This window comes from Thalassotalea coralli, from assembly GCF_055786205.1.
The window spans coordinates 818,791-833,592 of record NZ_JBVVBK010000001.1; the positions used below are offsets into that span (position 1 = coordinate 818,791).

Below are 14,802 nucleotides of genomic sequence, written 5' to 3' on the forward strand. Positions count from 1 at the left end.
TTGTGTTTGAGTTTATTTGGAATTTTGCATCCTTTGTTGTTGCGTTAGGTATTTTAGTGACTATCCACGAGTATGGCCACTTTTGGGTTGCTCGTAAAAATGGCATTAAGGTTCATCGCTTTTCTGTCGGTTTTGGTAAGCCTTTGTGGCGTAAAGTAGATAAGCACGGTACAGAGTTTGTCGTGGCGGCAATACCATTAGGCGGTTATGTAAAAATGCTTGACGGGCGCATTGAAGACGTTGCTGAAGAAGACAAAGATAAAGCGTTTGATAAGAAAAAAGTAACACAGCGAATTGCCGTAGTTGCAGCTGGTCCTTTAGCTAATTTTATATTTGCTATTGCTGCCTTTTATCTCATGTTCCTAATTGGCGTTTCGAGTGTTAAACCAATTTTAGGCAATGTTACGCAAGACTCTATCGCCGCGAAAGCTGGCTTGATGCAAGGTGCTGAAATTACAGCAGTGTCAGGAAAAGAGGTAAAGGACTGGCAAGATGTAAATTTAGCTATTGTGGCGAACATTGGTGCAGAACAACTTGAAATTAGCGCTAAGGTGCCTGATTCAGTCTCAGCGAGTGTCTTTCATTTAGATACAAGGAAGTGGGAGTTTGCGCCGGAAAAGCAATCTGCTTTAGCAAGCCTTGGGTTAGTGCCTTACCAACGTGAATTGTTGCATGAAATCGGTGAAGTTCGTCCAGGAAGTGCGGCAGAAAAAGCAGGACTAAAAATTGGTGATAAACCAATTTATGTTGGCAGTGTAAAAGTAAAAGATGATTGGCTAACGTTTACTAAAGAGGTTCAAAAATACCCACAGCAAACCGTTGAGTTAGGGGTATTGCGTAACGGCAATATAGTAAACATAAACGTTACACCTAAAAGTACTACCGTAAATGGTGAAACTATTGGCGTATTGGGGGTGCTTACTAAAGCAGAGCCTTTACCTGAAAATCACAGAATAGAACTGAGTTATGGCGTTATTGGCGCAATGTCAGAAGCGTTAGCTGAAACATGGCAGTTAACCGCGCTAAGTTTCGATATGATAGGTAAATTGATTACTGGCGACGTGTCAGTGAAAAATTTAAGTGGTCCTATCGCAATTGCACAAGGTGCAGGAGACCATGCAGAGTATGGTTTTGTTTATTTTTTAGGCTTTTTGGCGCTAATTAGTATTAATTTGGGAATAATTAACATTTTACCTATTCCAGTACTTGATGGCGGCCATTTAGTTTATTACTTTATAGAGCTTATTACCGGTAAGCCTGTTTCAGAAAAAGTACAAGAAATAGGGTTTAAATTTGGTACACTAGCGCTATTAGGGTTGATGAGTATCGCATTGTTTAACGATCTATCGCGATTATAAATAACAAAAAGTAGTTAAGTTTAATTTTTTATGATGATGAAAAAAATAGCATTCGCGGTAATGTTAGCAACACTCGGGGCGAAAGCCGAAGCTTCACAAGAATTTCAAGTTGAAGACATTCAGGTTAAAGGATTACAACGTGTTGCCTTAGGTGCGGCACTTACACATATACCATTTAATGTAGGCGATACCTTAACGGAATTTCGTATTTCTCAGTCAATCAAGTCTCTATATGGCTCTGGTCACTTTAACGATATTATTGTTTATCGTGACGGGAATACCGTTATTTTTAAAGTGAAAGAGCGAGAAACGATAAGCGAAATCACTTTTGACGGTAACAAAGACATTAAAGAAGAGCAGCTTGTCGAGAGTCTTGAAGGGCAAAATATTCGTGTTGGTGAAACGCTTGACCGAACAACATTAACACTTCTTGAGCAAGGGTTAGAAGATTTCTATCACAGTGTTGGTAAGTACAATGCAAAAGTTACCACAGAAATCACGCGTTTACCGAGAAACCGCGTTAACCTGAAACTTGTTTTTACAGAGGGTGAAGCTGCAGCGATTCAACGTATCAACATTGTTGGTAACGAAACGTTTACTGACGCTGAGCTGCTAGATAAGATTGAGTTAACATTTGACTCTCCATGGTGGAACTTTATGGCGCAAGATCGCTATCAAAAGCAAACCTTGGAAGGCGATATGGAAACCATTGAAAGCTATTACTTGGATCGCGGTTACCTCAATTACAAAGTAGACTCTACCCAAGTTTCGATGACGCCAGATAAAGAAGCTATTTATATTACCTTAAACGTAACTGAAGGTGAGCAATATAAAGTTAGCGACGTTGAGTTTATCGGCAACATGGGTAACTTTGAAAAAACTATTCGTGCTATTAACCCATTAAGAGGTGGGAAGTTATACAATGGTGCAGAGGTTACCTATACCGAAGAAGCAATTAGCCAGTTTTTAGGTCGATTTGGTTATGCTTACCCTCAAGTGAAGACCATTCCAGAAATTAACGAAGAAGATAAAACAGTAAAACTAACTATTTCTGTCGATCCAGGAAAACGTATTTACGTAAATCGTATTAATTTCAAAGGGCATCATGTTACTGCTGATAACGTACTTCGTCGCGAATTACGTCAAATGGAAGGTGCTTGGTTATCTAACAGTTTAGTTGAAAACTCTAAGCAGTGGATACAACGATTGCCTTATATGGAGAACGTTGAATTTGAAACTACTCAGGTTCCAGGTGAAGAAGACTTAGTCGATGTAACATACACGGTAAAAGAGCAACCGTCAGGCTCTTTCACTGCTGGTATTGGTTATGGTGATTCGACAAAACTGAGTTTAAATGCTGGTATTCAGGAAAATAACTTTTTGGGTACAGGTAATCGAGTTGGCTTTAGCGTTAATACGAATGTTTACTCTCGCTCTTTAAATATTTCGTATACAGATCCGTATTTTACCAAGGATGCGATATCTTTGGGTGGAAGCATTTCTTATAATGAATTTGACGCTGATAGCGCAAACCTTGTTCAATACAATAACAAATCATACGGTGTAAACCTAAACTTAGGTTTCCCTATCAATGAATATGTAAGACTGAATTTTGGTGTCGGCTACAGACATAACGAAATTACTCAACTGAGTACTTACGAGCAAATTCAAAAGTTTTATGAGTTATATGCTGATCCTAACGACCCTGATGCTGGTTTAGCGTTTGATAATATTGAACTTACTGGTGCTATTTCACGAAGTACTTTAAACCGTGGTACTTTCCCAACTGCAGGTTCGCAACAAACATTTAGTATTAAAGCTACGACGCCTAATTCAGATACTAGCTATTTTAAAGCTAATCTTGATACCAAGTGGTACTTCCCAATTGCTCGAGGCTGGAGCTTTAAAACATCATTCCGTTTAGGCTATGGTAACGGCTATGGCGACATAAATGGTAACGATCAAATGCTACCATTCTGGGAGAACTTCCGCGCTGGTGGTGGCTCAGATACATTACGAGGTTTTGAAACTAACGTCGTAGGTCCGAGAGCAATTTATAGATATCCAACGCAAATTCCAGGTACACCTGATCCCGTTGGCACTGGTGGTTGCTGTTTAGGGCCTGATCATGATGTAATACAAATATCGACACGTTCGGTAGGTGGTAATGCGCTAGCTATAGCCGGTATTGAGCTTATTTTCCCTACACCGTTCTTAGATGAAAGTTTTGCCAACAGTGTAAGATCTAGCCTGTTTGTCGATGCTGGTAGTGTATGGGATACAGAATTTAGTGTTGACGATTATCGCGATTTAGCGGATAAAGAGTTTGCAAAAATTGAAGATTACTCTGATCCTGGTCGATTCAGAGCTTCTGCAGGTTTATCCGTACAGTGGTTATCACCGATGGGGCCTTTGATATTTAGTTTAGCTAAAACCTTAAAAACAGAAGAAGGCGATGATACTAAGTTCTTTAACTTTAACATCGGTAAAACATTTTAGAACAATTATAGAAACGTATTTAAATTATTATTGACGGGTGCGTCGAAGAATTTAGGAGAAAACATTGAAAAAGTTATTTAAATCTGTTGCGTTAGCAACTGTCGCTTCAAGCGCTCTTTTATCTGGAAGCGCATTAGCAGCGGATCAAAAAATTGCTGTTGTTAACTTTAAAGAAGTTATGGCAACTATTCCTCAAGCAGATGATATTCGTCAAAAGCTAGAAGAAGAATTCAAAGATGCACGTGCAGAACTAACTCAACTGGAAAAAGACATTAAATATTTCCAAGAGAAGAAAAAGCGTGACTCAGCGATAATGAGTAAGAAAGAAGTTGAAGATCTTGATAAGAAGATTGCTGAAGCTTACCAAACTTACCAAACAAAGGGACAAGCGTTACAGCAAAAAGCTGGTGTTCGTCAAAATGAAGAAACGAACAAATTAGTTGCATTAATTCGTCAAGCTGTTGACGGTATCGCAGCAAAAGATAAATACGACTTAGTGCTAGAGCAAAGCTCTGTTCTGTACGCTAAGCCTGATGCGGTTATTACCTCAAAGGTAGTTGAGCAAGTAAGTAAGTTAAAATAATAACGAACTTATCCGCTTAATGTGAAAGAAAAGCTCTGATAATTTCAGGGCTTTTCTGGATCTTGTGCTAGGTATAATACATAGTCACCTATACTGTAAATAGACAAAAAGTTTTACTTCCCACTAGGGTAAATAACATGACATATTCTCTTGCCGCTATTGCTGAGCATATTGGTGCAGAAGTACACGGCGACTCAACAATAACTGTTGATAAACTTGCGACGCTAGCGAGTGCCACAAAAGACAATATCGCCTTTCTTTCAAACAGCAAATATCGACAACAATTGAGCTCTACCAATGCTGGAGCCGTAATTATTCCCGCAGATTGCCTTGATGAGTGCCCAACAAATGCTTTAGTGATGGACAATCCATATTTAGGCTATGCCATGGTTGCTCAGTTGCTAGACACAACACCTAAACCTTCAAGTGGTATTGCTAGCTCTGCGGTTATTGATCCAAGCGTTGAAATGCAAGCGGGTGTGTCTATTGGTGAAAACACTGTGATTGAGTCAGGTGTACGACTTGAACAAGGTGTAACGATTGGTGCTAATTGCTTCATAGGTAAAGACACGACAATTGGCAAAAATACTGCGTTGTGGGCCAATGTAGTGGTGTACCATGAAGTGATTATTGGGGAAGACTGTTTAGTACAAGCAAACACCGTTATAGGCTCTGATGGTTTTGGCTATGCACCTCATCAAGGTAAGTGGCACAAAATTCCTCAGCTTGGTCGTGTTGTTATTGGTAATCGCGTTGAAATTGGTGCAAGTACAACTATAGACAGAGGTGCTTTAGGTGATACTGAAATACACGATGGCGTTATTTTAGATAATCAAATTCAAATTGCCCATAATGTTGTTGTTGGTGAAGGTACAGCCATGGCCGCATGCAGCGTTATTGCTGGTAGTACAACGATTGGGAAAAACTGTACTATTGCTGGTTTAGTTGGTATTAATGGTCATATTTCTGTTTCAGATGGTGCCGTCTTTACAGGTATGACAATGGTGACAAAACAAATTGATAAGCCAGGTGTTTATTCATCGGGTATGCCATGTCAGCCAAATAAAGATTGGCATAAAACTAACGCAAGGATTAGAAAGCTGGACGCAACTAATGCTAAAATAAAAGAATTGGAAAAAAGTTTAGCTGATTTAACCGCTAAACTTAACGACAGTTCTGAGAATAACCTATAAGGAAAGACACTTGGACGCACAGAAAAATACTTTAGATGTAGAAGAAATTCGTCAACTTATCCCACATCGTTATCCTATGTTGCTAGTTGATCGCGTACTTGATTACCAACCAGGTAAAACGCTGCATGCTATTAAAAACGTTACCATTAACGAGCCTGTTTTCACTGGTCATTTTCCTGAGCTCGCTATTTTCCCAGGGGTAATGATTTTAGAAGCGCTAGCGCAAGCAACAGGCCTTTTAGGCTTCAAAAGTACTGAAGCTAGAGAAGAAGATGAAATGTATCTGTTTGCCTCTATAGATAATGCCAAGTTTAAACAACCTGTTTTACCGGGCGATACCATGCACTTGCACGTTGAGTTTGTTAAAGAGCGTCGTGGTATGTGGAAGTTTTATGGCGAAGCAAGAGTAGACGGTAAAGTAGTTTGTAGTGCAGACTTAATGTGTGCACGACGTAAAATGTAAAGATAGGAGCAAAGAATTTGATTCACCCTCAAGCAATTATTGAGCCGGGCGCGGTTATTGGCGACAACGTCACAATAGGTCCATGGACTTATATCGCGGCCAATGTAGAAATCGGTGATAATTGTCATATTGGTCCGAATGTAGTCGTCAATGGACCGACGAAAATGGGAAAAGGAAATCGAGTTTTTCAATTTGCTACTATAGGTGAAGATTGTCAAGATCTTAAATACGATGGTGAGCCGACTGAACTTATCATAGGCGACAACAATACCTTCAGAGAGTGTTGTACCATTCATAGAGGAACAATCCAAGATGAGGGCAAAACCATAATTGGTAGTAATAACCTATTTATGGCGTATACCCATGTTGCTCATGATTGTGTTGTTGGGAATAACTGTATTTTAGCCAATAATGCATCAATTGCTGGCCATGTTCATGTTGGCGATCATGCCATTTTAGGTGGGCAATCAGGTGTTCATCAGTTCTGTAAAATTGGTGCTCATAGCTTTGTCGCAGCTACGTCGCTTATTCTAAAAGATGTCCCTCCATACGTAATGGCTTCTGGCAATGTTGCAAAACCTTATGGTCTTAACTCAGAAGGGTTAAAACGTAGAGGGTTTAGTAGCGACGTTATCAGACTAATTAAACGAGCTTACAGAAAAATTTATCGCGATGGTCTTACCGTTGAAGATGCAACAGCGTCTTTGGATGAAGAATACCCGGATGTTGCTGAAGTTCAGCACTTTGTAGAATTTATTCGCCACTCTGACAGAGGCATTATTCGCTAATTCTTGCTAATGGAAACGCATAACATGCAAGATACCAATCCTACATTTGGTATAGTCGTCGGAGAGCACTCTGGCGACACCTTAGGCGCAGGCCTAATGACCGAACTTCTTAAACACTACCCCGATGCTACGTTTGTTGGCATTGGCGGTCCTAAAATGAAAGCGCTTGGCTTTAACAGCTTATTTGATATGGAAGAATTAGCTGTTATGGGAATTTTTGAAGTGCTAGGGCGTATACGTCGGCTATTTCATGTTCGTGATCAACTTGTTGATCACTTTACACAGAACAAACCAGATGTCTTTATTGGCATTGATGCCCCAGACTTTAATTTAAGGCTAGAACTTCCATTAAAGGAACAGGGGATCAATACAGTACATTACGTTAGCCCTAGTGTTTGGGCATGGCGTAAAAAACGCGTTTTTACCATCGAGAAAGCCACTAACATGGTGCTAAGTCTATTGCCGTTCGAAAAACAATTTTACGATGAGCATCAGGTGCCTTGTACTTTCGTGGGCCACCCTTTAGCCGACGATATCGCCATGACGTCTGATAAACAAGAAGCTAGAGCTGAACTCGGGCTTACGACAACTGATAAAGTGTTAGCGTTAATGCCTGGTAGTCGTGGCGGTGAATTAAAGCGATTAACTCCAGTTTTTCTTGAAACTGCTAAAAGACTATATGCACAAGACAAGAGTTTATCCTTTGTAGTGCCTATGGTGAGTGACAAGCGAACTAAACAGTTCACTGAGCAGTGGCAACGTATAGCGCCTGAGTTAGATATTCAGATTTTTACTGGAAAAACACAGCAAGTGATGGCAGCAAGTGATTGTTTGTTAAGTGCTTCTGGTACAGTAACGTTAGAAGCTGCGCTCATTAAACGCCCTATAGTGATATGTTATAAATTTAATCCGCTCACTTATCATATGTTTAAAGGTTTTGTGAATGTGAAGTGGTTTTCCTTACCTAATTTGTTAGCCGACAAAGAGCTATTGCCGGAGCTCTTACAAGGTCAAGTCACAGCGGACAATATCGTACCTTTGATTAAAGAACGCTTATACCAAGATCAATCACAACTCGACCAAGATTTTACCGATATTCACGTAGCACTTCGTCAAGACGCAAGTAAACAAGCGGCTAATGCCGTAATCGATTTATTGCCAGCAGCACTAAAACCTAAAGAGGTGGCTCATGCCAGCGGCTAAAAAAGAACTACCTCCATTTAAATATCCCGTTGCTTATCGTATTGCAGGTGTCGATGAAGTGGGGCGAGGCCCCTTAGTTGGTGATGTGGTGACTGCCGCGGTTATTTTAGATCCAGATAATCCCATTGAAGGTTTGATGGATTCTAAAAAGTTGTCTGAAAAAAAGCGAGAGGCACTTGCTGAAGAAATTAAAGAAAAGGCGATAGCGTGGTGCGTTGAACGGGCAACACCTGAAGAAATCGATACGTTAAATATACTTCACGCCACTATGCTTGCGATGCAACGCGCGGTATTGGGCTTAGAAGTAGAACCAGATCATGTGCTTGTTGATGGTAATAGAACGCCCACCTTTGTTGGGGCAGATGGAAATATTCAAAGTCAGCCAGTGGTCAAAGGTGATGCGCGTGTTGCTGAAATAAGTGCAGCATCCATTTTGGCAAAAGTAGCTCGTGATCATGAGATGATAGCTTTAGATGAACAACATCCTGAATACGGCTTTGCTAGTCATAAAGGATATCCAACGAAACTTCATTTAGAAAAAATTGTCGAACATGGCGTGTTAGATTGTTATCGTAAAAGCTTTAAGCCTGTCGCTGCTGTATTAGAAAAATAAAAATTATTATGACAGAAGAAATAGAAACGTCAGAAATCCCATTTGTTCCGCCTAAATTTGTTCACCTTAGGGTGCACAGTGACTTTTCTATGTCTGATGGTTTGAATAAAGTCAAACCCATTATAGCTAAAGCGCAAGAGCTAAAAATGCCAGCCATTGCGCTTACAGACCAAACCAATTTATGTGGTCTAGTTAAATACTATCACGCGTGTCACGGCGCGGGGATAAAGCCTATTATCGGTACGGATTTTTGGATGCGTTGCGATGAGCTTGAAGACGAGCTATCTCGCATTGTTGTAATTGCATCAGATAACGATGGCTACAAAAACTTAACTGAACTTATTTCTGAAGCATACTTACGTGGTCACGTTCAAGGCAAGGCAGTTATCGATAAAGCCTGGCTAGCTAAATACGCCAAAGGCTTAATTCTTCTTTCAGGCGCGAAAGACGGTGATGTTGGTAAGGCATTGCTAAAGGGAAACAATGAACTTGCTCAGCAGTTGGCGTCATTTTATCAAGAGCATTTTCCTGATAGGTATTATCTTGAACTTATTAGAACGGGTCGCGAAAACGAAGAAAATTATCTTCATATGGCGGTCGCTTTTGCACAAGAACAGCAATTGCCTGTTGTTGCGACAAACGAAGTTGTATTCCTCTCTGAAGAGTTTTTCGATGCTCATGAAATTCGTGTCGCTATTCATGATGGTTTTACTTTAGATGATAAGCGTCGTCCTAAAAATTATTCCAATCAGCAATATTTGCGTACAGAAGAAGAAATGTGCGAGCTTTTTGCTGATATCCCTGAAGCTCTCGAAAATAGTGTAGAAATAGCTAAGCGCTGTAATGTAACGGTGCGCTTGGGGGAGTACTTCTTGCCAGACTTTCCAACGGAAGGAATGAAGATAGAAGACTTCTTAGTCAAAGTATCTGAAGAGGGCTTGCAAGAACGCCTAGAGTTCTTATTTGATAAAGATGCAGATGATTTTGCCGAAATACGTAAACCTTACGATGAACGCTTAAAAGTTGAACTCGATGTTATTAATAACATGGGATTCCCAGGTTATTTCTTGATCGTAATGGAGTTTATTCAGTGGAGTAAGGATAACAATATTCCAGTTGGACCAGGGCGAGGCTCAGGTGCGGGTTCTTTAGTTGCTTATGCGCTTAAAATTACCGATCTTGATCCGTTAGAGTTTGACTTACTTTTCGAGCGATTCCTTAACCCTGAACGTGTTTCTATGCCTGATTTCGACGTCGACTTTTGTATGGATCGTCGAGACGAGGTTATCGATCATACCGCTGAGCTCTATGGTCGTGATGCGGTATCACAAATTATTACCTTTGGTACCATGGCGGCAAAAGCCGTTATTCGAGACGTGGGCCGTGTGTTAGGCCATCCGTACGGTTTTGTTGACCGTATTTCTAAACTCATTCCGGGCGATCCGGGTATGACGTTAGCAAAAGCTTTTGAAGTGGAGCCTAAGCTGCCAGAGGTTTATCAGCAAGATTCGGAAGTAAAAGATCTTATCGATATGTGTCGTATTTTAGAAGGTACGACTCGAAACGCCGGTAAGCACGCGGGGGGTGTTGTAATTTCGCCGACAACCATTACTGATTTTGCGCCGCTTTATTGTGATGACGAAGGTAAAAACCCTGTTACCCAATTTGATAAAAATGACGTTGAAGATGCAGGTCTTGTTAAGTTTGACTTCTTAGGTCTTAGAACACTGACTATTTTGCAGTGGGCTATTGAAATGGCCGATGAAAAGCTACTGAAAGCGGGCAAAGAGCCAATCGACATCGCGGCAATTCCATTAGATGACAAAGCGTCTTTCAAAGTTTTACTTGCGTCGCAAACAACCGCGGTTTTCCAGCTGGAATCGTCAGGAATGAAAGCGCTTATCGAAAAGTTAAAGCCTGACTGTTTTGAAGATATTATCGCACTGGTAGCCTTGTTCCGACCGGGTCCACTTGACTCAGGGATGGTAGATAACTTTATCGAACGTAAGCATGGTCGTGAAGAAGTTTCATATCCAGATGAGCAGTGGCAACATGAATGGTTAAAACCTGTTCTTGAACCTACGTACGGTATTATCTTGTACCAAGAGCAAGTAATGCAGATCGCTCAGGTACTTGCTGGTTACTCATTAGGTGGCGCCGACATGTTGCGTCGTGCAATGGGTAAGAAAAAGCCAGAAGAAATGGCGAAACAGCGTGCCGTTTTCGAAGAGGGCGCAATAGGGCAGGGTGTTGATGGCGAACTTGCCATGAAAATCTTCGATTTGGTTGAAAAGTTCGCCGGTTACGGTTTCAACAAGTCGCACTCTGCAGCTTACGCGTTAGTTTCTTATCAAACATTATGGATGAAAGCGCATCATCCCGAGCCATTCATGGCAGCGGTAATGTCTGCTGATATGGACAACACCGACAAAATCGTTACGCTAGTAGATGAATGTAACAACATGGGCCTCAAGCTTTTACCGCCTGATGTGAACTCTGGACTATACAAATTCACTGTTAATGATGACAACGAAATTGTTTACGGTATTGGTGCTGTGAAAGGCGTTGGTGAAGGCCCAATTGAAGCTATTATTCAAGCAAGAGAAGAAGGCGGCCCGTTTGCTGATTTATTCGATTTTTGTGCGCGCGTCGATTTAAAGAAAACCAATAAACGCGTGCTAGAGCGATTAATTAAATCAGGCGCGATGGATGCACTTGGCCCTAAAACTGATAAAGGCCCTCATCGAGCTGCATTGTTCGAAACCTTGCCAGAAGCGATTAAAGCTGCTGAGCAACACAACAAAGCCCAAGCGATTGGTCAAGATGACTTATTTGGTTTGATTAATGAAGAGCCAGAAGATACTCGTCAGTCTTTTAAAGATGTACCTATGTGGCCAGAAGAAGTATGGCTGGATGGTGAAAAAGAAACCTTAGGCTTGTATTTAACAGGTCATCCAATAAATCGTTACTTAAAAGAAATTAAAAAGTACGCTTCGAGCCGTTTAGTAGGCATGACGCCAACAGGCAAAGATCGCACTGCAACAGCAGTTGGTTTAGTGATTGGTGTTCGTGTTTTAGTAAATAAGCGCGGTCGTCGCTGGGCACTTGTCACCCTCGACGATAAAAGTGCCCGCATGGACGTAAGGCTATTTCCAGATGATTATGATCGCTTTGCTGAGATGTTAGTTACTGACAGTATTTTAGTCTGTAGCGGACAGGTCAGCTTTGATGATTACTCTGGAGGTAATACAATGACCGCCCGCGATATTATGACCATTACTGAAGCTCGCGAAAATTTTGTCACCTCCATGGACGTTCAAGTCGACAAAAGTGCGATAGGTCATGATTTTATTGATGTTTTTGAGCAGATACTAACGGAATACAAAGACGGGACTTGTCCTGTACGCGTTTTTTATCAGCGAGAAGAAGCGAAAGCTATGCTAGAATTGGGCGTTCAATGGCGAGTGACGCCATCAGATAAGCTGTTAAATCAATTGAAATCAGTGCTCGGTGATGAGAATATTGCCTTACAATTTAAGTAATTAATTACATTGTGCTTTAAGATACTAGTTAAAATGTCTTAAGCGTGATGAAAGTCGCTATCGCTTGCGAGTTTAATCAAACTTGTCGGTTAGATTACAGCGAACTAGAACAGAATTTGAAACCGTATTTAAAACCGAATTTAAAACATAGGTAAGTTAAACAGATGTCATTAAACTTTTTAGACTTCGAGCAGCCGATTGCTGAGCTTGAAGCCAAAATTGAAGAGTTACAATTAGTCAACACAGGTCAAGAGCTCGACTTAGACTTAGAAGAGCAAATTGCTCAACTTCGCGAGAAAAATAAAGAGCAAACTAAGAAGATCTTTGACAACTTAGATCCTTGGCAAACGGCTCGTGTTGCTCGTCATCCGCAACGCCCTTACACGCAAGACTACTTGTCACGTATTTTCACTGAATTTGATGAACTTGCTGGTGATAGAGCATATGCAGACGATAAAGCTATTGTCGGTGGTACTGCGCGCTTAGATGGCCGTCCTGTTATGGTTATTGGTCATCAGAAAGGTCGCTCTACCTCTGAGAAAGTTAAGCGTAATTTTGGTATGCCTCGTCCAGAAGGTTACCGCAAAGCACTTCGCTTAATGGAAATGGCTGAGCGTTTTAAAATGCCTATTATCACTTTCATTGACACTCCAGGTGCTTATCCTGGCATTGGTGCAGAAGAGCGTGGTCAAAGTGAAGCGATTGCGAAGAACCTACAAGTGATGGCACGTTTAACCGTTCCTGTTATTTGTACTGTGATCGGTGAAGGCGGCTCAGGTGGTGCACTAGCTATCGGTGTTGGTGACCGCGTGAACATGCTTCAATACTCAACTTACTCGGTAATTTCACCAGAAGGTTGTGCGTCTATTCTATGGAAAACGGCTGAGAAAGCGTCGACAGCTGCAGAAGCTATGGGTATTACGGCAAACCGCATCAAAGAGTTAGAACTAATTGATAACGTTATCGAAGAGCCTATGGGTGGTGCACACCGTGACGTAGACCAAATGGCAGCTATGTTAAAGCAAGCATTGAAGTCTAACTTAGCAGAATTAGAAGGCTTGTCTGACGAAGAGCTGATTGAAAAGCGTTATCAACGCTTAATGTCATACGGCTACTGTTAATCAATTGATGAGAATGGCTTGAGATATTCAAGCCATTTTTTATTGTGGACTTACTTTCTACTCTTCAAGAAAAACTTCTACCCTTTCAAGATAAACCTATTTGGCTCGCATACTCTGGCGGCGTCGATTCTCAGGTACTTCTGTTTGCACTTTCACAACTTAAAAAGCAATATCCACAGTTAGATATTAGTGCATGTCATGTTAATCATGGATTAAGCCAGTACGCGGAAGAATGGCAAGAATTCGCTAGAAAGAGTTGTCAGCAATACGGTATTCCTTTTCATTGCCAAAAGGTAACGCTTGAGAAAGAAGCACGCCAAAGCTTAGAGGCCATTGCTAGGGTTGCTAGATATAATGCGCTGGAAGCATTGGCACCATCAAACGCTGTTATTGTCACGGCACATCATCAAGACGATCAGGTAGAAACATTTTTGCTTGCCCTTAAACGTGGCGCTGGCTTAACGGGCTTGTCCGCGATGTCAGAGCAGATGGTTTTTGGGAGTGAACAACAACAACTTTTTCGTCCATTATTATCAGTGAGTAAAGCTGACGTCATAGTTTTTGCTAAAGCTCATGGCCTAGACTGGGTAGAAGATGATTCTAATGTTGATACACAGTTTGATCGTAACTTTTTAAGGCAAGAAATTTTACCTTTGTTAAGTGAACGTTGGCCTGGTTTTGCCAAAGCTGTGTCACGTTCTGCCTCGCATTGTCGAGATAGCGCAGCGTTAATTGACGATTTGCTGCAAAGCCAGTATCAAGCATGTTGGGTGTCTAGGCACCAGCTAGCGCTTTCGGAGTTAAAAAAACTACCTCCATCAGTGTTTAAGCAAGTGATCAGGCGCTTTTTAGCAGAAAATAACAAATTAATGCCGTCCTTGGCACAGCTTGAACAGTTGTACTCGCAGTTAAAGGCGCAAAGCGGGCAGGCACAGGTTAAATTAGGTGAAGTGTGGTTACGGGAATCGAAATCGTATCTGCAACTAACAACCGAATTTCAAGACGTTTCTGGCTGGGAATTCTCTGTCGATGTAAATGTTTTGGCATTTGAGACGGAGGTTTGCGTTGAATTACCTGATAGCTTGGGTACTGTGTTATTTTCGACAGTTGAGCTACCAGAGAAGCTTGGGTCAACATTAATAGGAAAGCCACTACGTATAGTTTTAAATTGCGAGCAGGTAATTTTAAGCTTCAAAGCTGACAACCCTAAATGTTTGCCGGATTATCGCCAGAAAAGCCGAGAGCTTAAAAAAGTTTTTCAAGAACTTGGCATACCAAGTTGGCAGCGAATTCGCACCCCTAAAATATATGTAGATGGTGAGTTCGCAGGATTAGCGGGCTACTTCGTTTGTCAGCCATTTGTAGAAAGAGAACGAACAGTTACGGTAAATGTTTACTGGCTTGAAAATACCGAGTCAGGTTAGAATAAATTCATCGAT

General features: G+C 41.2%; 11 protein-coding genes. All 11 read left to right on the forward strand.

The genetic code is table 11. The annotated features are described in order from the left end of the window. The first annotated feature begins 2 nt into the window (after positions 1–2). The 11 genes from rseP (at position 3) to tilS (ending at position 14,787) form a co-directional block, all read left to right on the forward strand. Positions 3–1,358 (forward strand): sigma E protease regulator RseP, encoded by a 1,356-nt coding sequence (rseP, locus tag ACOB80_RS03680; protein WP_473164449.1) that lies wholly within the window; start codon positions 3–5, stop codon positions 1,356–1,358. Between the two features lie 30 nt (positions 1,359–1,388). Then, on the forward strand, positions 1,389–3,857 hold the full coding sequence (gene bamA, locus ACOB80_RS03685; protein ID WP_473164450.1) for an outer membrane protein assembly factor BamA: 2,469 nt from the start codon (positions 1,389–1,391) through the stop codon (positions 3,855–3,857). Positions 3,858–3,921: 64 nt separating this feature from the next. Next, entirely contained in the window at positions 3,922–4,440 is a 519-nt protein-coding gene (locus ACOB80_RS03690) for an OmpH/Skp family outer membrane protein (protein WP_473164451.1), read from the forward strand. 137 nt (positions 4,441–4,577) lie between these two features. After that, entirely contained in the window at positions 4,578–5,633 is a 1,056-nt protein-coding gene (gene lpxD, locus ACOB80_RS03695; RefSeq protein ID WP_473164452.1) for a UDP-3-O-(3-hydroxymyristoyl)glucosamine N-acyltransferase, read from the forward strand. A gap of 10 nt (positions 5,634–5,643) precedes the next feature. Then, the gene (gene fabZ, locus ACOB80_RS03700; protein WP_473164453.1) at positions 5,644–6,096 is read left to right on the forward strand and encodes a 3-hydroxyacyl-ACP dehydratase FabZ; all 453 of its coding nucleotides are present in this window, start codon (positions 5,644–5,646) and stop codon (positions 6,094–6,096) included. Positions 6,097–6,113: 17 nt separating this feature from the next. Continuing rightward, entirely contained in the window at positions 6,114–6,884 is a 771-nt protein-coding gene (gene lpxA, locus ACOB80_RS03705; RefSeq protein WP_473164454.1) for an acyl-ACP--UDP-N-acetylglucosamine O-acyltransferase, read from the forward strand. Positions 6,885–6,908: 24 nt separating this feature from the next. After that, positions 6,909–8,087, forward strand: a complete 1,179-nt coding sequence (gene lpxB, locus ACOB80_RS03710) for a lipid-A-disaccharide synthase (RefSeq protein ID WP_473164455.1) — start codon at positions 6,909–6,911, stop codon at positions 8,085–8,087. Then, positions 8,074–8,700, forward strand: coding sequence for a ribonuclease HII (rnhB, locus tag ACOB80_RS03715; protein WP_473164456.1), 627 nt, complete (start codon positions 8,074–8,076; stop codon positions 8,698–8,700). Before lpxB ends, rnhB begins: the two co-directional genes overlap by 14 nt. Before the next feature lie 8 nt (positions 8,701–8,708). Then, the gene (dnaE, locus tag ACOB80_RS03720) at positions 8,709–12,242 is read left to right on the forward strand and encodes a DNA polymerase III subunit alpha (RefSeq protein ID WP_473164457.1); all 3,534 of its coding nucleotides are present in this window, start codon (positions 8,709–8,711) and stop codon (positions 12,240–12,242) included. Positions 12,243–12,406: 164 nt separating this feature from the next. Further along, entirely contained in the window at positions 12,407–13,363 is a 957-nt protein-coding gene (accA, locus tag ACOB80_RS03725) for an acetyl-CoA carboxylase carboxyl transferase subunit alpha (protein ID WP_473164458.1), read from the forward strand. Between the two features lie 44 nt (positions 13,364–13,407). Next, positions 13,408–14,787, forward strand: a complete 1,380-nt coding sequence (tilS, locus tag ACOB80_RS03730; RefSeq protein ID WP_473164459.1) for a tRNA lysidine(34) synthetase TilS — start codon at positions 13,408–13,410, stop codon at positions 14,785–14,787. Positions 14,788–14,802 lie beyond the last annotated feature (15 nt).